Raw genomic sequence first — 19597 nt, forward strand, 5'->3', positions numbered from 1 at the left:
ACTGACCTGGCTTTTCATACAAGAATTCACGCACCGAGCGGCTCCTCATCGAGACTGCAATGAGAACCTGTTATACCGAGACTTTCAGTGAAACAACCGCGTTTCGAACAAACGAAACCCCGGGCACGTGGGTGCCCGGGGTTTGCGGAAGCGGTGGGTCAGGCCAGCCGTTCGGCCGCGGCGGCCACCCGTTCGTCGGTCGCGGTGAGCGCGATGCGCACATGTTCCGGCGAGCGCGGGCCGTAGAAATCACCGGGCGCGGCGAGGATTCCACGCTCGGCGAGCCAGTCCAGGGTGCGCCGGCACGACTCCCCGCGGGTGACCCACAGGTACAGCCCGGCGTCGGAGAAGTCGATGCGGAAACCGGCCTCCTGCAATGCCTTTCGCAGGATCTCGCGACGGGCGCGGTAGCGCTCGCGCTGGCGCGCCTCGTGCTCGTCGTCGCTCAGCGCGGCGGTCATCGCCGCCTGGATGGGGAACGGCAGCATCATGCCCGAGTGCTTGCGCACCTCGAGCAGTTCGGCGACCAGCTCCGGATCGCCCGCGACGAAGCCGGCGCGGTAGCTGGCGAGATTCGAGGTCTTCGACAGCGAGTGGATCGCCAGCAGACCGGTGTGGTCGCCGTCGCACACGCGCGGGTCGAGAATCGAGACCGCCTCGCCCTCCCAGGTCAGACCCAGGTAGCACTCGTCGGAGGCGACGATCGCGCCGCGCTCGCGGGCGAACGCGACCACCTTGCGCAGATGCTCGATCCCGAGCACCTTGCCGGTCGGGTTCGACGGCGAGTTCACGAAGATCAGCGCGGGCTTCTGCGGGCCGATCTGGGTGAGCCCGTCCGCGCGCCACGGCTTCGCCCCCGCCAGCAGCACGCCGACCTCGTAGGTCGGGTACGCGATCTCGGGAATCACGACCAGATCCTCCGAGCCCAGCCCGAGCAGACGCGGCAGACCGGCGATGAGCTCCTTGGTGCCGATCACCGGCAGCACGGCGGCCGGATCGACGCCGGTGATCCCGAACCGGCGCGCCAGCGCCGCCACGGCGGCGGCGCGCAGCTCAGGGGTGCCGTGCGTGGTCGGGTATCCGGGTACCTCGGCCACCGACCCCAGCGCCGCCTGGATCAGCGGATCGACCGGGTCGACCGGCGTGCCGACCGAGAGGTCGACGAGCCCGCCGGGATGCGTGGCCGCCTTCTCCTTGACCGCGGCGATCGTGTCCCAGGGAAAATCGGGCAGCAGGCTGCTGACCCTCATTCTTCTGCCATGGGGGGCAGCGCCTTGATGAAGGCCGGGTCGAAGTCGACCTTGCCCACCTTGGTGGCGCCGCCGGGGGAACCGAGCTCGTCGAAGAAGTCGACGTTGGCGTTGATGTAGCCGCTCCACTGGTCCGGGGTGTCGTCCTCGTAGAAGATCGCCTCCACCGGGCAGACCGGCTCACACGCACCACAGTCAACGCACTCGTCGGGTTGGATGTAGAGCATGCGGCCACCCTCGTAGATGCAATCCACGGGGCATTCCTCGATGCACGCCTTGTCCTTCACGTCAACGCACGGTTCAGCGATGATGTACGGCACTGCCGTTCTCCTAGTCTGTCCTCACCTGCGGTGGTACTCCGCCACCGAAACCCTATCCCGAGACCGCACCTCAGTCCCAGGTCAGCCTGCCCTAACTCACACTCTCGATCAGCCGATCACTCTTTCCCTCCGGCGTATCGGGCCCTGGATTCGGGATCAGCCGATCGACAGCGGCAGCGCCACCGGCTTGGGTGGCACCTGTCCGTAGACGGTGGTGCGTTCGCGCACCGGCCGGTCGATGCCCGCGGCGATCTCGGTGAGTTCGGCCACAGTCTTGGCCGAGCCGTGCTGGGAGCCGGCCATCCGGGAGATGGTCTCCTCCATCAGGGTGCCGCCGAGGTCGTTGGCGCCGCCGGTGAGCATCACCTGGGTGCCGACGGTGCCGAGCTTGACCCAGCTGGTCTGGATGTTGTCGATACGGCCGTGCAGCATGATCCGGGCCAGGGCGTGCACCGCGCGGTTGTCGCGGTTGGTCGGGCCCGGCCTGGCCGCGCCCGCCAGGTAGAGCGGGGCGCTCTGGTGCACGAACGGCAGCGGGACGAACTCGGTGAAGCCGCCGGTCTCGTCCTGGATGCCGCGCAGCACCCGCAGGTGCCCCACCCAGTGCTTCGGGTTGTCGACGTGGCCGTACATCATCGTCGAGCTGGACCGGATGCCCAGCTGGTGCGCGGTGGTGATCACCTCGATCCAGGCCGAGGTGGGCAGCTTGCCCTTGGTGAGGACCCAGCGCACCTCGTCGTCGAGGATCTCGGCCGCGGTGCCCGGAATCGAGTCGAGCCCGGCCTCTTTCAGCGCCGCGAGCCAGTCGCGGATGCTCTGGCCGCCGCGGGAGGCGCCGTTGACGATCTCCATCGGGCTGAACGCGTGCACGTGCATCGACGGGACGCGGGCCTTGATCGCGCGGACCAGATCGGCGTACCCGGTGACCGGCAGCTCGGGATCGATGCCGCCCTGCATGCAGATCTCGGTGGCCCCGTCGACGTGCGCTTCCCAGGCGCGGTCGGCGACCTCGTCGGTGCTCAGCGTGAACGCGTCGGCATCGCCCTTGCGCTGGGCGAACGCGCAGAACCGGCAGCCGGTGTAGCAGATGTTGGTGAAGTTGATGTTCCGGTTCACCACATAGGTGACGTCGTCGCCGTTGACCGTGCGGCGCAGCGAATCGGCCAGTGCGGCAATGGCGTCCATGTTCACGCCGTCGGCGGTGGCCAGCGCGAGATACTGGTCGTCGGTCAGGCCGGCCGGATCCCGCTCGGCGGCGCGCAGGGCGGCCAGGACGTCGGAATCGAGCCGCTCGGGCGCGGTGACGGCCAGGTCGCGGGCGTGTTCGCGGATGGTCTCCCAGTCGCCGAAGGCGCCGACGACTTCCTGACCGAGGCCGGAATCGCTGCGGCTCTCGGTGTTTCGGCCCTCGGTGTCGATGGCGGTGTTCAGGTCGACGCGCCCGACCGAGTCCCACGATTCGTCCGGCTCCTGCCACGGCAGGCCGACCGGCAGCGCGTCGGGCCTGGCGAGCCCCGTCGCCGGGTCGGTGAGCGCGGCGACGTGCGCGCCGATGCGCGGATCGATCCACGGGTGCCCGGCGCGCACGTATTTCGGGTGCGCGGAGGTGCGCTCCACCAGCGTGAAGCCGGCCGCCTCGGTGATCTCGCGCAGGGTGTCCAGGTTCGGCCACGGGCGTTCGGGATTCACGTGGTCGACCGTCACCGGCGACACCCCGCCCCAGTCGTCGATGCCCGCGTCGATCAGGGCGCGGCAATCGCTGTGCGAGACCAGGTTCGGCGGCGCCTGTACCGGAACATCCGGTCCCAGCAGCAGTCTCGTGACCGCGACGGTGGCCAGGAACTCGGCGACATCGGCGTCGGGGACATCGCGCATGGCGGTGTCGTCCTTGGCCCGGAAGTTCTGCACGATCACTTCCTGGATGTGCCCGAACTCGCGGTGCTGCTTGCGAATCGCCATGATCGACTCGGCGCGCTCGGTGAGCGTCTCGCCGATGCCGACCAGGATGCCGGTGGTGTAGGGCACCGAGAGCCTGCCCGCGTCGGTGATCGAGCGCAGCCGCACGGCCGGGTCCTTGTCGGGGCTGCCGTAGTGGCACTGGCCCTTCTCGGTGAACAGCCGCGTCGAAGTGGTCTCGAGCATCATCCCCATCGACTGCGCGACCGGCTTGAGCCGGGCGATCTCGGCCCAGCTCATCACGCCGGGGTTCAGATGCGGCAGCAGGCCGGTCTCCTCGAGCACCAGGATGGAGACGGCGCGCAGGTAGTCCAGGGTGGAGTCGTAGCCGCGCTCGTCGAGCCACTGCGCGGCCTCGGGCCAGCGGTCCTCGGGCCGGTCGCCCAGGGTGAACAGGGCTTCCTTGCAGCCGAGCGCGGCGCCCTCGCGGGCGATCGCGAGCACCTCGTCCGGTTCCAGGAACATGCCGTGGCCCTCGGCGCGCAGCTTGCCCGGCACCGTCACGAACGTGCAGTAGTGGCACTTGTCCCGGCACAACTTGGTGAGCGGGATGAAGACGTTGCGCGAATAGCTGATCGTGCGCGGCCTGCCCGCCGACTCCAGGCCGGCGTCGCGGACCCTGGCCGCGCTGGCGCACAGATCGGCGAGATCGTCGCCGGTCGCGTGCAGCAGGACGGTGGCCTCGTCGACATTGAGGGTGACACCGTCGCGTGCCCGGCGCAGCGCCCGGCGCATGGCGGCGGGACTCGGCGGCGGCAGGGGAACGCTCGGGTTCGGAAGCTCGGTCACCCCGTCGATCATGCGCTACTTCTTTCCCGAACGTGCGGTCGGCTGGTCACGGGCCCGGATGGGCACGAGTTTGTCGTCCTCGTCGCACGACAACCCTCCGCACGACCCCGCGTATTCCCGAGGGGGTGAACTCACCGGCCGCGCATGCAACCATGGCCTCATGTCGCTGCCGCGTTCCACCATTCTGGCCGAACCGGCCTGGCGTCCGAGTGCCAAGGCCAAGCTGCTGTGGGCGCTGGAGAACGCGATCGCGGTCGCGGTGCTGTGCGTGGTGCTCGTCGGGTGGGCGCTGCTCGACGCCGACCGGCGCAGGTGGCAGTTGGTCGCGGCCGTGCTCGTCGTCGCCTGCGCGGTGCTCGGGGTGGTCGTGGTGCCACTGTGGCGCTACGCGGTACATCGCTGGGAGGTCACCGACGAGGCCGTGTACACCCGGGTCGGGTGGCTGGACCAGGAGTCGCGGGTCGCGCCGATCTCGCGGGTGCAGACCGTCGACACCGAGCGCGGGCCGCTGGAGCGGATACTCGGGCTGGCCACCGTCACCGTGACCACGGCGTCCTCGGCGGGCGCGGTGAAGATCAGCGCGCTGGATCTCCCGGTCGCCGAACAGACCGTGGCCCGGCTGGCCGCCATCGCCGCACAGCATCGCGGGGACGCCACGTGAGCACCCCGCCCGCGCCGCAGGCCGAGTGGCAGCGGCTCGACCCGCGCATGCTCATGGTCTATCCGATCAACGAGATCATGAAATACATTCCGGTGCTGCTCGGTTCGATCATCGTCGGCACCACCAGCGGCAATCCGCTCTGGAGCCTGATCCCGGTGACCCTGGTCGCGGGGTTCGGCGTCGCGCGCTGGTTCACCACCTCCTACCGCATCGACGCCGATCACGTGCAGCTGCGCAGCGGGATCGTGCAGCGCCGGACCCTGTCGGTGCCGCGCCCGCGCATCCGTTCGGTGGACGTGGAAGCGCCGCTGCTGCACCGCGCGCTCGGGCTGGCGGTGCTGGCGATCGGCACCGGCAAGCAGACCGACAAGGGCGAGGAGTTCAAGCTCGACGCGCTCGACACCAGCCGTATCCCCGCGCTGCGGGCCGAATTGCTCTCGCACACCGGGCAATTCCCCACCGACCAGCCGGAGTCACCGGGCGTCCCGCATGTCGCCCCGCACGACGCCGCCGCCGAATCGGGGGTCGAGATCGGGCACTGGCGGGCCGCGTGGGTGCGCTACGCGCCGCTGTCGCTGACCGGGCTGGCCGTCGTCGCGCCGATCGCGGGCCTCGGCGCGCAGTACGGGCTCATCGACATCCTGTCGGAATCACCCGCCGTGCAGCACCTCGACGACGACAGCCCGCCCATCGTCGCGATCGTCATCACCGGACTGACGCTGCTGTCGGTGGCGCTGGTGAGCCTGGCCGCCTGCGCCCAGTACCTCGCGACCTGGTTCGGGCTCAGGGTCATCGACAACGGCGCCACCCTGCACCTGCGCCACGGCCTGTTCACCACCCGCCAGATCACCCTGGACCTGGCCCGGTTCCGCGGCGCGACGCTCAACGATCCGCTGCTGCTGCGCGCCGCCAAGGCCGCGCAGCTGGAGATGATCATGACCGGGGAGAACCCACGACAGAAGATCCTGCCGCAGGCGCCGCGGACCGCGGTCGAACGCACCCTCGACGAACTGCTGCGCACCCGCCGCAAGCCCGACGGGCCGCTCGACGCCGACCCGGCACCACCGGATTCCGGTGCCGAGCCGTCCCGGCCCACGTCAGCCGCGTCGCCGTCGTCGACGAAACAGGCGGCACCGCAACCGATCACCGGCACCGCCCTGGGCACGATCGAGCTGATGCGGCACGGTCCGGCGGCGCGGCGGCGCCGCTACACCAAGGCGGCGTGGCCGGTCGGCGGGCTGGTCGTCGTGCTGCTCGCCGTCGCCCTGAGCTTCGGCCCGCTGCCGGGCTGGCTCTGGGGCCTGCCGGTGGTGTTCGCCGCGATCATGGCCGCGCTCGCCGAGGACCGCTACCGCAGCCTCGGCCATCGGGTGCTGCCCTGCAGCACCGGACCGACCTGGCTGATCACCCGGCGCGGCAGCCTCGACCGCAATCGCGACTGTCTGGAGGCACCGGGCATCATCGGCTGGACCATCCGCCGGACCTACTGGCAGCGACGGGCCGGGCTGGCGACCGTCGTCGCGGCGACCGCGGCGGGCAAGAAGGCCTACCTGGTGGACGACATCCCGTTCGACCAGGCCGTCGCCCTCATCGAGGCCGTCACGCCCGGGATGCAGGGCAGCCGCTGACCGGCGCGGCGCTGCCGCCGACCCCGGGCGGCACCGAGTGTCGGCCCCCACGCACGCCCGCGCGCGGCGTAGCGTTTCCTCTGGAGCCGAGGGCGGACGGAGGGTGGTTGGTGTGGAGTTCACCGAGATCATCGAGACCGCGGGTCAGGCGCTCGACGGCGCCGGCGTGGCGGCGATCGTCATCGGCGGGCTCGTCGGGACCGTCAAGTTCCTCCGCGCGCTGGCCGGGCACACGGAGTTCGACCTCGCCTACCGGGTCTACCGGCGCGGCCTCGGCCGAGCCATCCTGCTCGGGCTGGAATTCCTGGTCGCCGCCGACATCATCCGAACCGTCGCCATCGCACCCACGTTCACCAGTGTCGGGGTCTTGGCGCTGATTGTGCTGGTCCGGACGTTCCTGAGCTATTCGCTGGAGCTCGAGCTCACCGGCCGGTGGCCGTGGCAGCAACCGCAACCCGCGGACGCGCCGACTCCGCGCCCGGTGACCTAGACGGCCGCCGCCTCGAGCTCCGGCTTCGGCTCCCCCGCATCGGCTTTCGCATCCCGCATCAGGAGGACCGCGAGCCCGGCGGCGGCGACCGAGGCCAGCGCACCGACGCCGAAGGTGACCTGCATGGCGGTGCAGAAGGCATCGCGGGCCAGCCCGATGACGGTGCCGTCTCCGGTGCCGAGCGCGCCCGCGATCGACTCCTTGGCCACGGCGGGCGCCGAATCCGGCATGGCGCCGGCGAAGGTGCCCGCCAGCACCGCGCCGAGCACCGCGACACCCAGCGCCGCACCGGCCTGCTGAATGGTGTCGTTGAGGGCCGAGCCGACGCCGGCGTGGTCCTCGGGTACCGCGCTCATCAGCGCGCCGATCGCGGCGGGCATCGCCAGGCCGCCGCCGGCGCCGAGCAAGGCCATCGCGACGGCGGGCAGAATGAAGCTCGCCCCGGCGTCGAGGGTGGCCAGTACCGCGAAGCCCGCGGCGACGACGAACAGACCGGCGATGGTGACGATCCGCGCGCCCAGCTTCCCGACCAGCACCGCGCCGATGCCGTTGGCCATCAGCAGGGTGACCGCCATCGGGGTGAAGGCCAGCGCGGTCCGCATCGGCGAGTAGTCGAGCACGAACTGCAGGTACTGGGTGAGCACCAGGACCAGACCGCCGTTGGCGAAGGTCACCAGGACCAGCGAGAAGCTGGAACCGGTGAAGGTGCGGTTGCCGAACAGCTGCAGCGGCACCATCGGTTCGTCGGTGCGCAGTTCGCGAATCACGAAGGCGCCCAGGGCCAGGACCGTGACGGCGAAGCCGACCAGCACGTCGCGATCGGTCCAGCCCGCGTGCGGCACCGAGATGATGGTCCACACCAGCGCGGTCATGCCGATGATCGAGGTCAGCATGCCGGGCAGGTCGGGCCTGCGCCACGGCCCCTTGGACTCGGGCATCAGCACCAGCGCGGCCACGATGGCGACCGCCGCGATCGGCACATTCATCACGAACACCGAACCCCACCAGAAATGATCGAGCAGCACGCCGCCGACGATCGGGCCGCCGACCATGCCGACCGTGGCCACCGCGCTCCACGCGCCGATCGCCTTGGGTCGTTCGTCGTCGTCGAAGACGGTGATCAGGATCGACAGCGTGCTTGGCATGATCAGCACACCGCCGATGCCCATCAGCGCCCGGCCCGCGATCAGCAGTTCGGCGCTGCCCGCGTAGGCGGCCAGCAGTGACGCGCCGCCGAAGAGGACCAGGCCGATCACCATCACCAGCTTGCGGCCGAACCGATCCGACAGGCTGCCCGAGGTGAGCAGCAGGCCGGCGAACACCAGCAGGTAGGCGTCGATGATCCACTGGATCTGCTGTGCGCTCGCGTCGAGATCGGTGGCGATCTGCGGGATGGCGACGGTGAGGACCATGTTGTCCACCACCAGCACCAGCGAGCTCAGGCACAGCACGATCAGGATCAGCCACCGGCGGGGGTTGCGGACCACCGGGTCCGCCGAAGGTGTTGCGAGCGCGTCCATTCTGCTCTCCTCTCGACTATCGCCGCACACTGTGCGGTCATGTCGAACACTGTACGATCACTGAACGTCGTACGCAACAGGAACGCCGTTCGAAATCCGTACAGTGTTCACAGCGAGCTATGCTGTGCGCACACGCGACGTGGAGACCGACACATCACCAGCACAGGAGGCAGCGATGGCCGCGGGCAGCACGAACTCGACCGAGATCGCATCGGTGTGGACCAGGCCGACCCGCGAACGCCGAGATCAGCCCGCGCTGAGCCGAGATCAGATCGTCGCCGAGGCGATCGCGCTGCTCGACGAAGAAGGCTTCGACGCGCTGAGCATGCGCAAGCTGGGCGCCCGGCTCGGCGCGGGCGCGACCTCGCTCTACACCCATGTCGCGAACAAGGACGAGCTACTCGAACTGGTCGTCGACCAGGTCATCGGAGAGGTCCCGTTCCCGGAGCCGGACCCGGCGAACTGGCGGGCCACGGTGCACGAACAGGCCGACGGCCTGCGCGCGACCCTGCTGGCCCACCCGTGGGTCACCATCGTGTTCGGCAACGCGGCGCTGACCTACCTCGGCCCCAACATGATGCGGCTGACCGACTCGATGCTGTCGCTCGTGGAGGCGGGCGGCTTCCCCGACGACGTCGTCGACGTCACCACCAACACGGCCTTCCGGTTCATCGTCGGCTCGTGCGCGAACGAGGCCGTGATGCTGACGACCATCGCCCGCAGCGGACTGCCGCCGCAGCAGTGGGTCGACCGGGTGATGGCGGCCAGCGCCGCCGCGTCGCAGCGGTACCCGCGCCTGCACCGGCGCTATGTCGCCCAGCGCGAGCAGGTCGTCGCCGAGGCGGCGGGCGGGAAGGTGAGTCAGTTCTCCGAGGCGATCGATCTGATCCTGGACGGCGCCGAGACCCGGCGCCGCTGACGCCTCAGCTCCGGAACAGGCCCACGTTGGAGCGGTAGTAGAGGTAAGCGGCCGGCGCGAGCACCCCGCAGGCGAGCAGCAGCAGGGTGCGACCGTCGCTGCCGAGCAGCACGTCGCCGCCGGGTCCGCGCGAGGCCGCCACCAGGAATCCGAAGACCCACACCACGATCGGCGCGAAGGCGAAACCGAGCCGGGAGGTCACCGATTCCATCCCGTAGACCAGCGCCACATTGATCGGGGCGGCCAGCAGCGCCGCCACCGGCAGCGCGACGGCACCGACGTAGAGCGGCAGGAACAGCACCTCGACGGCCAGCGTGATCAGCGCGTCGACGAGCAGCAGCACCACGATCAACCCCGAGATCACCGGGTCGAACCGGGCGGGCAGACGCACCGACCGCAGCACGGCGGTCGGCGTGCCTGCGGGCTGAGCGGAGTCGGTCACCATGGGGGCGAGTCTATTCGGCCGAACCGGTCGACCGGGCCGCCCGCACGCGTGGCCCGGCGATGCGCCAGCCGATCAGCAACGCGGGCACGATGAGCACCAGGCTCGCCACCGTCCAGGTGCCCACCGGCCGGTCGATCGCCATCAGGACCAGCACGGTGAACAGGAACGCCAACGTCAGCAGGCCGGTGTAGGGCGCGCCCATCATCCGGAACGCGGGGCGCTCGATCCGGCCCTGTCGCCACAGCCGCCACATCTGCAACTGACACAGCACGATGGTGCCCCAGGAGGCCAGGATGCCCAGCGAGGCCAGGTTCAGCACGATCTCGAACGCCTGATCGGGGACGACGCCGTTGAGCACCACGCCGAGCAGGGCGATGCCGAAGGTGAGCAGGATGCCGCCGTAGGGCACGCCGTGGCTGCTCATCACGGCCGTGAACCGGGGCGCGCTGCCGCGCACCGACATCGAGCGCAGGATTCGGCCGGTCGAGTACAGCCCGGCGTTGAGGCTGGAGAAGGCGGCGGTGAGCACCACGATGTTCATCAGCGAACCGATTCCCGGCACGCCGAGCGCGGCGAAGAAGGTGACGAACGGGCTCTCGCCCGCGTGATAGGCGGTGTAGGGCAACAGGAGTCCGAGCAGCAGCAGCGACCCCACGTAGAACACCGCGATCCGCAGGATCACCGAATTGATCGCCCGCGGCATCAGCTTCTCGGCGTCCTTGGTCTCTCCCGCCGCCGTGCCGACCAGCTCGACGGCCGCGTAGGCGAACACGACCCCCGAGGTGACGGTGACCAGCGGCAGGATGCCGGTCGGGAACAGCCCGCCGTACTCGGCGATCATCGGCGGCCCGGTCGGCTCGCCGCGGACGGTGAACCGGCCGAGCAGGAACACCGTGCCGACGACCAGGAACGCGCACAACGCCGTCACCTTCACCAGCGCCGCCCAGAACTCCATCTCCCCGAAGGCCTTGACGCTCACCAGGTTCACGATGAGCACGATCACCAGCGCGATCAGCGCCAGCAGCCACTGCGGCACCACCGTCAGCGGCGACCAGTAGTGGAAGTACAACGCGATCGCGGTGGAGTCGGCGATGCCGGTCATCGACCAGTTCAGGAAGTACATCCAGCCGGCCACGAAAGCCGCCTTCTCCCCGAGGAATTCGCGGGCATAGGAGACGAAGGAGCCCGAGGTCGGCCGGTGCAGCACCAATTCGCCCAGCGCCCGCAGGATGAAGAACACGAACACACCGCAGACGGCGTAGACGATCCACAGCGACGGCCCCGCACTGGCCAGCCTGCCACCGGAACTCAGGAACAACCCGGTCCCGATCGCGCCGCCGATGGCGATCATCATCAGCTGCCGTTTGCCCAGGGACTTGTGGTAACCCGCGTCCTCGTCTTCGAGTTCCGGCCGATCACCCACTACGGTCATGACGCCACCCCTTGTGCTGAGAACACCCGGATACGCGGACATCGGAAACCTACCGGTCGACCCACCCGGCAGGCACGGCAACCCCGTGGCTAGCGACTCAGTCGAGGCCGGCGAACAGGTCGTGCTCGAAGCCGTCGGCGCCCACCTGGCCGCGCGTACCGCGCACGAGCGTGAAGTGTTCCTCCGGCAGCACCGGCAACGCGATGTTGTTGGACAGGGCGAACTCCCGGCCACTGGGCGCGACGGTCACCTGGGTGGCGTGCGCGCGCATCGCGGCGCGCTTGGCCGAGACGGCGTCGGAGACGTCGACCACGGTGGTCACGCCCGTCGTCGACATGGCGGCCAGCTCGGCCTCCACCGGCAACCGCCAACCGGCGGGCAGCGCGCCGGGCAACTCGTCGACGGTGCGGCGGGCCAGCGCGGCGGTGTGCTGGCGCAGCAGGTCGCCGTCGGTGACGGTCCAGTAGAACTTGGGCACGTCCCAGCCCCGCTCGGCCGCCGCCGCGACGGCCGCGGTGGTGATCTCGTGCGCGCGGATGTGGTCGGGGTGGCCGTAGCCGCCGCGCGGATCGTAGGTCACCACGACCTTCGGCTTCAGCTCCAGCAGCACCTCGACGAGCGCCTCGACCGCGGCGTCGCCGGAGTTCACGAAGGCCCGTGGATGCGCGGCCGACGGCGTGCCCGCCATGCCGGAATCGCGCCAGCGGCCCGCGCCGCCGAGGAACCACGGCGCGCCCGCGTCCAGCGCGTCCAGCGCCGCGGTGAGTTCGGCGATGCGGTAGCCGCCGAGCTGGTCGGCCTCGGCGGCGATCAGGCCCGCCCAGCGCGCACCGATGACCTCGCCCTCCTCGCCGAGGGTGCAGGTCACCACCGTCACCGGACGGCCGCGCTTGCGATAGTGCGCGATCGTGCCACCGGTGGTGAGGGTTTCGTCGTCGGGGTGGGCGTGCACCAGCAGCAGGCCGCCGGTCTCGCGGGTCGAATGCGTCACGGGATCCTCCGCCATTGCGCCGTGTCTGCGAAGATGCCGACCTGGATCGCACCGGCCAGCGAGACGCCGTCCACCCGCGGGCCCGCCGCGGCGACGACGTTGTCCTGCACGATCGGCAGCACCGTCGACAGTTCCCACAGCTTGGGCTCTGCCTCGGCCAGCACGCGCGGCACCTCGACCCCGCGCAACGCCTCGTCGATCGAGGGTTGCAGGGTCGGGTCGCACACGCCGCCGATGTTGCTGGGCGCCTTGCGGTAGGCCTCGGCCGCCGCCAGCGCCTTGCTGTCGGCGCCGGGAAGCTCCGGCGGGGCGCAACCGTAGCGCGAGGCCAGCACCGTCGCGGGGTCGTCCCCGGCCAGCTCCCAGCCGACGATGGCGTCGATCGCGGATTCGGTGAGGTCCTTGCCGTACAGCTCGTCGGCGGGCACGCCGCGCACGGTGGCATCGATGCCCGCGCTGCGCAATTGGTCGGCGGCGGTATTGGCCACGGCCAGCGCGGCCGCGTCCTCGTTGACGGCGCCGATCCGCACCGACAGACCCTTGCCGTTGCGCGCCACCGAGCGCGGGCGCGGCGCGGGCGAGGTCGGCGAGCCGGTCTGCGGCGTCTCCGGCGCGCGGCCGAAACCGGCCTCGGCCAGCAGCGCGAACGCCTCCTCGGTGCTCAGCCGGGGCGGCGCGGTCGGGACGTAGCCGGGACTCGACGGCGGGAGCACCTGGGCGCGTGCGGGTTCCACCCAGCCGCCGGTCTGCGCGCCGACGGTGGCCAGCAGCGCGGGATCGAGCAGCGCGAGCACCGCCTTGCGCACGCGCACGTCGGTGAGGTCACCCGAGCGGCCGTTGAGCGCCAGTTGCAGCTCGCGGGCCTGCGGCATGATCGTGGTCCGCACCGACGGGATCGCGGCGAGCTGGGCCTGGGTCGCGACGCCGCCGTGCACCAGCGCCATCTGCGCGTCGCCGGTGCGCAGCGACTCGGCCAGCTGCGAAGGCGTACCGCCGCGGCGGAACAGGATCTGGTCCGGCGCGGCCGGGGTGCCCCAGAAGCGGTCGTTGCGCTCGAGCAGGATCTCGTCGCGCCCGCGGTCGACCGACTTGATCGTGAAATTGCCGCCCGAGACCGGAATCCGGTCGACCAGGCCGCTGGTGAACCCGCCCGGCGAGTCCTTCACCAGGTGCGAGGGCAGCAGGTTCGAGAACAGTTCGCGCCAGGCCGGATACGGCTGGGTCAACGTCACGGTGACCGTCTTGCCGCCCCCGGACGACGCCACGTCCGAGATCAGCCGGTAGCCGGCCGGGTCGACCACGCCGGGCTGGGTCGTCATCTGCTGCCACAGGAACCGGAAGTCCTCGGCCGCGATCGGGGCGCCGTCGGACCAGTTGGCCTGGTTGCGCAGCGTGTAGGTGATCGTGAACGGCTCCTGCGCGGTGACATCGGCCGACTCGATGAGCGAGGCGTCGGGCACCCAGTCGACCACGGCCGGATGCGCCTGCGCCGCCACCGGCCGGAACGGGCTCGGCAGCACCATCGAACTCACCGCGTTGGTGGCGGGCGACTGATCCGAGCGCAGATGCGGATTGAACCCGATGCCGATGTCGTCGATCGCGACCACGACCGTGTTCTTCCCCGGCTTGGCCTGGGTGGTCTTGGGCGAATCGGTGCTCTCGATCGGCGGCGGTGGATTCGCGGTGCAACCGGCGAGGACCGCCGTCGAGGCCGTCATCACCATCACCGCCACGCGCCACCTCGCGCGTCTGACCCCCGAACTCACTCTGGCACCCTACCTCGCCCATCTGTCCGGATCACGGCACCGGTCTCTGCGGAAACGACAGTGGGACGGTACCGAAGTACCGTCCCACTGTCAGAACCTGATCAGGAGTTGCTCACCGCGCGGTCGCGGGCCTTGCGGCGCGACAGGTCGCGCGCACGCTCGTTGGCGCCGAGCACCACCTTGCGCACACGGACGACCTCGGGGGTGACCTCCACGCACTCGTCGCCGGCGCAGAACTCCATCGCCAGCTCCAGGTCGAGCTGCAACGGCTTGGCCATGGTCTCGAACGTGTCCGCGGTCGCGCTGCGCATGTTGGTCAGCTTCTTCTCGCGGGTGACGTTGATGTCGAGATCCTCGGCACGCGGGTTGATGCCGACGACCATGCCCTCGTAGGTGTCCGAGCCCGGCTCGACGAAGAACTGACCACGGTCGGCCAGCTGGATCATCGCGAACGGGGTGACGGTGCCCGCGCGGTCCGACACCAGCGAACCGGTGTGGCGGGCGCGGATCTCACCGGCCCACGGCGCGTAGCCGTGGGAGACGGCGTTGGCGATGCCGGTGCCGCGGGTCTCGGTGAGGAACACGGTCCGGAAGCCGATGAGGCCACGCGACGGGACGATGAACTCCATGCGCACCCAGCCGGCGGCGTGGTTGCTCATCTGCACCATCTTGCCCTTGCGGGCGGCCAGCAACTGGGTGATGGCGCCCAGGTACTCGTCGGGGCAGTCGATGGTCAGCTCTTCGAACGGCTCGTGCACCTTGCCGTCGACGGTCTTGGTGACCACCTGCGGCTTGCCGACGGTCAGCTCGAAGCCCTCGCGGCGCATCTGCTCGACCAGGATGGCCAGCGCCAGCTCACCACGGCCCTGCACCTCCCAGGCGTCGGGACGGCCGATGTCGAGCACGCGCAGCGACACGTTGCCGATCAGTTCCTGGTCCAGGCGCGACTTCACCATGCGGGCGGTCAGCTTGTGGCCCTGCACCCGGCCGACCAGCGGCGAGGTGTTGGTGCCGATGACCACCGAGATGGCGGGCTCGTCGACGGAGATACGCGGCAGCGCGACCGGGTTCTCGGTGTCGGCGAGGGTGTCGCCGATCATGATGTCCGGGATACCGGCGATCGCGACGATGTCACCGGCGACGGCGACCTCGCCCGGCTGACGCTCGACACCGATGGTCTGCAGCAGCTCGGTGATCTTGACCTGCTTGGCGCCCTCGGCGTTGATCCAGGTGACGTTCTGACCCTTGCGCAGCTCACCGTTGTGCACGCGAACCAGGGCGAGACGGCCGAGGAAGGCCGAGGCGTCGAGGTTGGTGACGTGGGCCTGCAGCGGCGCCTCCGGGTTGCCCTTGGGCGCCGGGATGTTCTCCATGAGCACGTCGAACAGGGCGTCGAGGTTCTCGGCGTCGGGCGCCGAGCCGTTCTCGGGACGCTCCTTGGAGGCCTTGCCCTCGCGGCCGGAGGCGTACAGGACCGGCAGGTCCAGCGCCAGCTCGGCGGCTTCGGCGGCCTCGTCGTCGAGGTCGGAGGCCAGGTCGAGCAGCAGGTCGTGCGACTCCTCGACGACCTCCTCGATCCGGGCGTCGGGGCGGTCGGTCTTGTTGACGACCAGGATCACCGGCAGCTTGGCCGCGAGCGCCTTGCGCAGCACGAACCGGGTCTGCGGCAGCGGGCCCTCGGACGCGTCGACGAGCAGCACGACACCGTCGACCATGGACAGGCCGCGCTCGACCTCACCGCCGAAGTCGGCGTGGCCGGGGGTGTCGATCACGTTGATGACGGTGACGGAGCCGTCGGGGTGATGGCGGTGGACCGCCGTGTTCTTGGCGAGAATGGTGATGCCCTTCTCGCGCTCCAGATCTCCGGAGTCCATGACCCGGTCGACCAGTTCGGCTCGCTCAGCGAACGCGCCCGACTGACGAAGCATGGCGTCGACCAGCGTCGTCTTGCCGTGGTCGACGTGGGCCACGATGGCGACGTTGCGAAAATCGCGTGTAGACGACACGCCTCAATCCTCCTGCTGTTGGTGTATTGGCGCGCATTCATCTGGCATCGCGGCCTGTTACACCCTACCGGTACCGGAGTGGCACGCACGTGTCAGGCATTGTACTTAGGGTACGCTAACCCTCATGGGCAAGGTGAAGGCGAAGAAGGTGTCGAGCCTGAAGCCGAAGAAAAAGTGCTGCAGAAAGAAGACGCGCTGCTTCAAATGCCCCGTCGTCATCATGCGCATGAAGAAGGCCGAGGCCGCCGGAGTGTGCGGTAAAGATCTCAAAAAGGCGCTCAAACACGCGCGTGCGGCCTGAGGCGGATGACCACGGGCGATGCGTGCCGCCCGAAGCAGGCGTAGAACTGCAGGTATGGGTACTCCGAAACCGGCGTTGCTCTCCGATCCCGAGATCACCATCGCCCTGGCCACCCTCCCGCAGTGGTCACGCGACGGCGACGCGATCACCCGCACGGTGCAGGCGGAGTCGTTTCCGGCCGGCATCGAACTGGTCCGCAAGGTCGCCACGGCGGCCGAGGCGGCCGATCATCATCCCGACATCGATATCCGATGGCGCACACTGCGATTCACCCTGAGTACACACTCGGCCGGCGGCCTCACCGCCAACGACACGACCATGGCGCACACCATCGACGACCTCGTCGGCGGCTGAAACCTCAGCTCGCGGCGGGCACTTCGGCCCGGCGACCCAGCCCACGCGCCTGCGCGCGCAGGGTGTCGCGGCCGTGCCAGATCAGCCAGCCGAGCAGCACGAACACCCCGATCACGTCGACCGCGCCGAGCCAGGCCAGCGGCCACGGCCGGGGGATCGTCCAGATGGTCGGCTGTGCGAACGACAGCACCCAGGGCACGCCGATCAGCATCGTCAGCACCCAGAATCCGGCGATGATCCGCGCGACGCGCTGCTCCCGCAGCGGGCCGTAGAGCAGCCACAGCACCGTCGGGATCAGCCAGACCCAGTGGTGCGACCAGGAGATCGGCGAGATCATCAGGCCGAACAGCTGCACCAGCACCAGGGTGCCGAGCCGGTCGTCGGGGCCCAGCGTGCGCCAGGCGAGGACCGCCAGCACCGCCGTGACCAGGACCGCGGCGAGCCACCACGGCCCGGACTGCACGTCGTAGCCGAGGATCCGGCTCAGCGCGCCGCGCAGCGACTGGTTCCACACCGACCCCACCGGCCCGATCCGGTCCGCGTCCCCGAGCAGCGTGCCGAAGTACCGCTTCGCCTCGTGCGCGTTGATGAGAAAGCTCACAGCGACGGTCAGCCCGAAGGCCGCCGCCGACCACAGCACCGTCGCCCAGCGGCGGCGGGCCACGAAATACAGCCCGGTGATCGCGGGCGTCAGCTTGATGCCGGCGATCACGCCGACCAGCGTGCCCGAGATCCACCACCGCGCACTGCGCACCGCCAGCATCGCGCCGAACACCAGGAACACATTGACCTGGCCGTAGTCGATGGTCGTGCGCACCGGCTCCAGCCAGACGCCCAGCGCCGTCCAGCCGACCGCGGCCGTGATCCACCGCGTCCGCTTGGCCCGCTCCGCGCCGAGCAGCAGTTCGAAGCTGATCCGGATCACGCCGTAGAGCGCGGCGACGGTGGCCAGCATCCAGCCGACGGCGACCGCCGCGAACGGCAGATAGTGCAGCGGGAAGAAGACCAGCGCGGCGAACGGCGGATAGGTGAACGGCAGCGGGAAGTCCGGCGTCTTCTCCGCGTAGGTGAAGTCGTAGAGGCGATCGGTGAGCAGCGCGGCCGAGCCGTCCACATACACGTGCAGATCGACGACATTGAGGCCGTTCTTCGCGAACAGCATCCAGCCCAGCCTGGCGAGCACGGACAATCCGAGCAGCGCGAGAGCCCATCGGAGGTGTCGGTTCAATGCCAGGCTTTCGGTCGAGTGGGCGGCGTCGCGGTGCTTTCCTCACCTTAACCGGGCGACCACGGACAGCCGCGCGCACGGGTTCGCGCGAGGGCGCGCGACACCATCGGTAACATTTGCATCAACATCCCCAGCTGTAACACCAACGGGGGTTAGCGTCGATGAACACGGCCGCCGGTTCGCCGCCAGCGGCCGGGCGGCTGTACAACACGGCAGCGATGTCCTTAGAGTGACCCCGACATCGAAGGGCTCGATACCCCTCGCCCCATCGCAACACCGAGGTAAGGACGGCTGGACAAGTGCTTCGTAGCCGAGGATCGCGGATCGCAACGACCGCATTCGCCATTGCGGCAAGCGCCATGCTCGCCGCGCCGGCGTCGACCATCGCCGCTCCGGCACCTGCTCCGCAGGCCGCGCCGATCAGCGTTCCGATGGTGCCCGAGGGCGTCCCGGTCGACGCGCTGGCCGCCTTCGCCCCCGCCGTCGCGGGCCTGATCGCCGGCCCCGCCGACGTCGCCAGCCCGCAGACCGCGCTGCTCGATCAGGCGCGCGCCCTGCTGGCCACCCTGAACCTGCCGCCGGCCATCAAGTCCACGCTCGAGCGGATCATCACCTTCCTCGACGGCAGCGGCGGCGGTGGCCCGGAGATCCCGCAGGACGGCCCGGTCATCGCGCAGTTCCTGTACCCGACGATCGGCAAGGGCTGCATCGGCGACGGCGCCGACTCGGTCGGCACCGCGCTCGCGGTCGCGGGCCCGGCCCAGCTGCCCCCGCCCGGCGTCGCCGCCGGTCAGGCCGGTTTCGTGTTCACCGCGCTCGGCACCAAGGCGCCGACCGCCGAGCAGAACCCGCCGATGACGGTGCAGTGGCTCAACCTCGACACCCGCCAGTCCGCGATCCAGACGCTGACCGACGAGGCCAAGATCAACCCCGGCGGCCCGGCCACCCTCTCGGCCATCGCCAGCACCGGCCACGGTCGCGTCGTCGCCGTCGTCTCCGGCTCGCTGACCACGCAGGCCGAGGGCGCCGCCCCGCGCACCTGCACCTTCATGCCGACCCTGGGCTTCTTCACCGTCTAGGTCCGCGACGCACCGAGCCCGGTCCGTTCCCTCGGGAACCGGCCGGGCTCTGTCGTTGTCGGCGGGTTCCCGCGGGCATCGCGATGTGGTAGACCGAGAACCATGGCGACCACGCAAGGTTCATCCCGCGCCGCTCGGTCGATCCGCAGCAGGCGGTCCAGCCGTTCCATCCTGTCCTACCGATCCGAGGGTTCGATCCTGTCGATCGGCTCGGCCTATTCGATCCTGTCGATCGGCAGCGTCGGCTCGGTGCTCTCGATCGGCTCGGTCGGCTCGTTCGGGTCGGCGATCTCCTCGGGCTCGTTCGCGAGCCTGGGTTCGGCGCTGTCGGGTCTGTCGCGCTGGTCGTTGCTGTCGTGGCGCGGCGTGCTCGCCGAACCCGAAGGCCGGGCCGCGCTGCGGGTCATCCCCGACGACGAGCCGGATCTCCGGCTCGCGCCGACCTGCCACTGCCAGACCTAG

At 69.9% G+C, this 19597-nt stretch carries 17 protein-coding genes and 1 pseudogene; 8 read left to right on the forward strand and 10 right to left on the reverse strand.

Going from position 1 to position 19597, the window contains the following annotated elements; genetic code table 11:
- Positions 1–158: 158 nt before the first annotated feature.
- The 3 genes from dapC to Q7X29_RS29140 all read right to left on the reverse strand — a co-directional run bounded on the left by dapC (position 159) and on the right by Q7X29_RS29140 (position 4327).
- Positions 159–1250, reverse strand: a complete 1092-nt coding sequence (gene dapC / locus Q7X29_RS29130; RefSeq protein ID WP_316575959.1) for a succinyldiaminopimelate transaminase — start codon at positions 1248–1250, stop codon at positions 159–161.
- Positions 1247–1570 (reverse strand): ferredoxin, encoded by a 324-nt coding sequence (gene fdxA / locus Q7X29_RS29135; protein ID WP_189026332.1) that lies wholly within the window; start codon positions 1568–1570, stop codon positions 1247–1249. The genes dapC and fdxA overlap by 4 nt, the downstream gene beginning before the upstream one ends.
- 156 nt (positions 1571–1726) lie before the next feature.
- Positions 1727–4327 carry a bifunctional FO biosynthesis protein CofGH gene (locus Q7X29_RS29140; protein WP_218719873.1) on the reverse strand — a complete coding sequence of 867 codons (2601 nt, stop codon included), beginning with the start codon at positions 4325–4327 and terminating at the stop codon, positions 1727–1729.
- A 148-nt stretch (positions 4328–4475) separates the two neighbouring features.
- On the opposite strand from Q7X29_RS29140, the gene Q7X29_RS29145 reads away from it, so the two are divergent.
- The 3 genes from Q7X29_RS29145 to Q7X29_RS29155 all read left to right on the forward strand — a co-directional run bounded on the left by Q7X29_RS29145 (position 4476) and on the right by Q7X29_RS29155 (position 7094).
- Positions 4476–4976, forward strand: coding sequence for a PH domain-containing protein (locus tag Q7X29_RS29145; RefSeq protein WP_316575960.1), 501 nt, complete (start codon positions 4476–4478; stop codon positions 4974–4976).
- Entirely contained in the window at positions 4973–6604 is a 1632-nt protein-coding gene (locus Q7X29_RS29150) for a PH domain-containing protein (RefSeq protein WP_449411954.1), read from the forward strand. Before Q7X29_RS29145 ends, Q7X29_RS29150 begins: the two co-directional genes overlap by 4 nt.
- A 112-nt stretch (positions 6605–6716) precedes the next feature.
- Positions 6717–7094: a DUF1622 domain-containing protein gene (locus Q7X29_RS29155; protein ID WP_316575961.1), complete on the forward strand. Its 378-nt coding sequence runs from the start codon at positions 6717–6719 to the stop codon at positions 7092–7094.
- On the opposite strand, the gene Q7X29_RS29160 is transcribed toward Q7X29_RS29155, so the two are convergent.
- On the reverse strand, positions 7091–8614 hold the full coding sequence (locus Q7X29_RS29160; protein WP_316575962.1) for an MFS transporter: 1524 nt from the start codon (positions 8612–8614) through the stop codon (positions 7091–7093). The genes Q7X29_RS29155 and Q7X29_RS29160 overlap by 4 nt on opposite strands.
- 175 nt (positions 8615–8789) lie before the next feature.
- On the opposite strand from Q7X29_RS29160, the gene Q7X29_RS29165 reads away from it, so the two are divergent.
- Positions 8790–9533 (forward strand): TetR/AcrR family transcriptional regulator, encoded by a 744-nt coding sequence (locus Q7X29_RS29165; RefSeq protein WP_218719869.1) that lies wholly within the window; start codon positions 8790–8792, stop codon positions 9531–9533.
- Positions 9534–9537: 4 nt separating this feature from the next.
- On the opposite strand, the gene Q7X29_RS29170 is transcribed toward Q7X29_RS29165, so the two are convergent.
- The 5 genes from Q7X29_RS29170 to typA form a co-directional block, all read right to left on the reverse strand.
- Positions 9538–9978, reverse strand: coding sequence for a hypothetical protein (locus tag Q7X29_RS29170; RefSeq protein ID WP_218719868.1), 441 nt, complete (start codon positions 9976–9978; stop codon positions 9538–9540).
- A gap of 10 nt (positions 9979–9988) precedes the next feature.
- Complete coding sequence (locus Q7X29_RS29175) at positions 9989–11410, reverse strand: amino acid permease (protein WP_316575963.1); 1422 nt, start codon at positions 11408–11410, stop codon at positions 9989–9991.
- 97 nt (positions 11411–11507) lie between these two features.
- Positions 11508–12416 carry an N-acetyl-1-D-myo-inositol-2-amino-2-deoxy-alpha-D-glucopyranoside deacetylase gene (gene mshB, locus Q7X29_RS29180; protein ID WP_218719866.1) on the reverse strand — a complete coding sequence of 303 codons (909 nt, stop codon included), beginning with the start codon at positions 12414–12416 and terminating at the stop codon, positions 11508–11510.
- Positions 12398–14119: an ABC transporter family substrate-binding protein gene (locus Q7X29_RS29185; protein WP_374104891.1), complete on the reverse strand. Its 1722-nt coding sequence runs from the start codon at positions 14117–14119 to the stop codon at positions 12398–12400. The genes mshB and Q7X29_RS29185 overlap by 19 nt, the downstream gene beginning before the upstream one ends.
- 149 nt (positions 14120–14268) lie before the next feature.
- Positions 14269–16173, reverse strand: coding sequence for a translational GTPase TypA (typA, locus tag Q7X29_RS29190; RefSeq protein WP_218719865.1), 1905 nt, complete (start codon positions 16171–16173; stop codon positions 14269–14271).
- 124 nt (positions 16174–16297) lie between these two features.
- On the opposite strand from typA, the gene Q7X29_RS29195 reads away from it, so the two are divergent.
- Both Q7X29_RS29195 and Q7X29_RS29200 read left to right on the forward strand, forming a co-directional pair.
- The gene (locus tag Q7X29_RS29195; RefSeq protein ID WP_167456179.1) at positions 16298–16474 is read left to right on the forward strand and encodes a hypothetical protein; all 177 of its coding nucleotides are present in this window, start codon (positions 16298–16300) and stop codon (positions 16472–16474) included.
- Positions 16475–16528: 54 nt separating this feature from the next.
- Positions 16529–16828 (forward strand): 4a-hydroxytetrahydrobiopterin dehydratase, encoded by a 300-nt coding sequence (locus tag Q7X29_RS29200; protein WP_316575964.1) that lies wholly within the window; start codon positions 16529–16531, stop codon positions 16826–16828.
- 4 nt (positions 16829–16832) lie between these two features.
- Here Q7X29_RS29200 and Q7X29_RS29205 read toward each other — a convergent pair.
- Positions 16833–18089, reverse strand: a pseudogene (locus Q7X29_RS29205) (mannosyltransferase); the annotation flags it as partial.
- A 326-nt stretch (positions 18090–18415) separates the two neighbouring features.
- Between Q7X29_RS29205 and Q7X29_RS29210 the strand changes: the two are divergent.
- Both Q7X29_RS29210 and Q7X29_RS29215 read left to right on the forward strand, forming a co-directional pair.
- The gene (locus tag Q7X29_RS29210) at positions 18416–19135 is read left to right on the forward strand and encodes an Rv1157c family protein (RefSeq protein ID WP_255588181.1); all 720 of its coding nucleotides are present in this window, start codon (positions 18416–18418) and stop codon (positions 19133–19135) included.
- A 102-nt stretch (positions 19136–19237) separates the two neighbouring features.
- Positions 19238–19597 carry a hypothetical protein gene (locus Q7X29_RS29215; RefSeq protein ID WP_218719862.1) on the forward strand — a complete coding sequence of 120 codons (360 nt, stop codon included), beginning with the start codon at positions 19238–19240 and terminating at the stop codon, positions 19595–19597.

It is taken from the genome of Nocardia canadensis, assembly GCF_032656385.1.
Classification (GTDB): Bacteria; Actinomycetota; Actinomycetes; order Mycobacteriales; family Mycobacteriaceae; genus Nocardia; species Nocardia canadensis.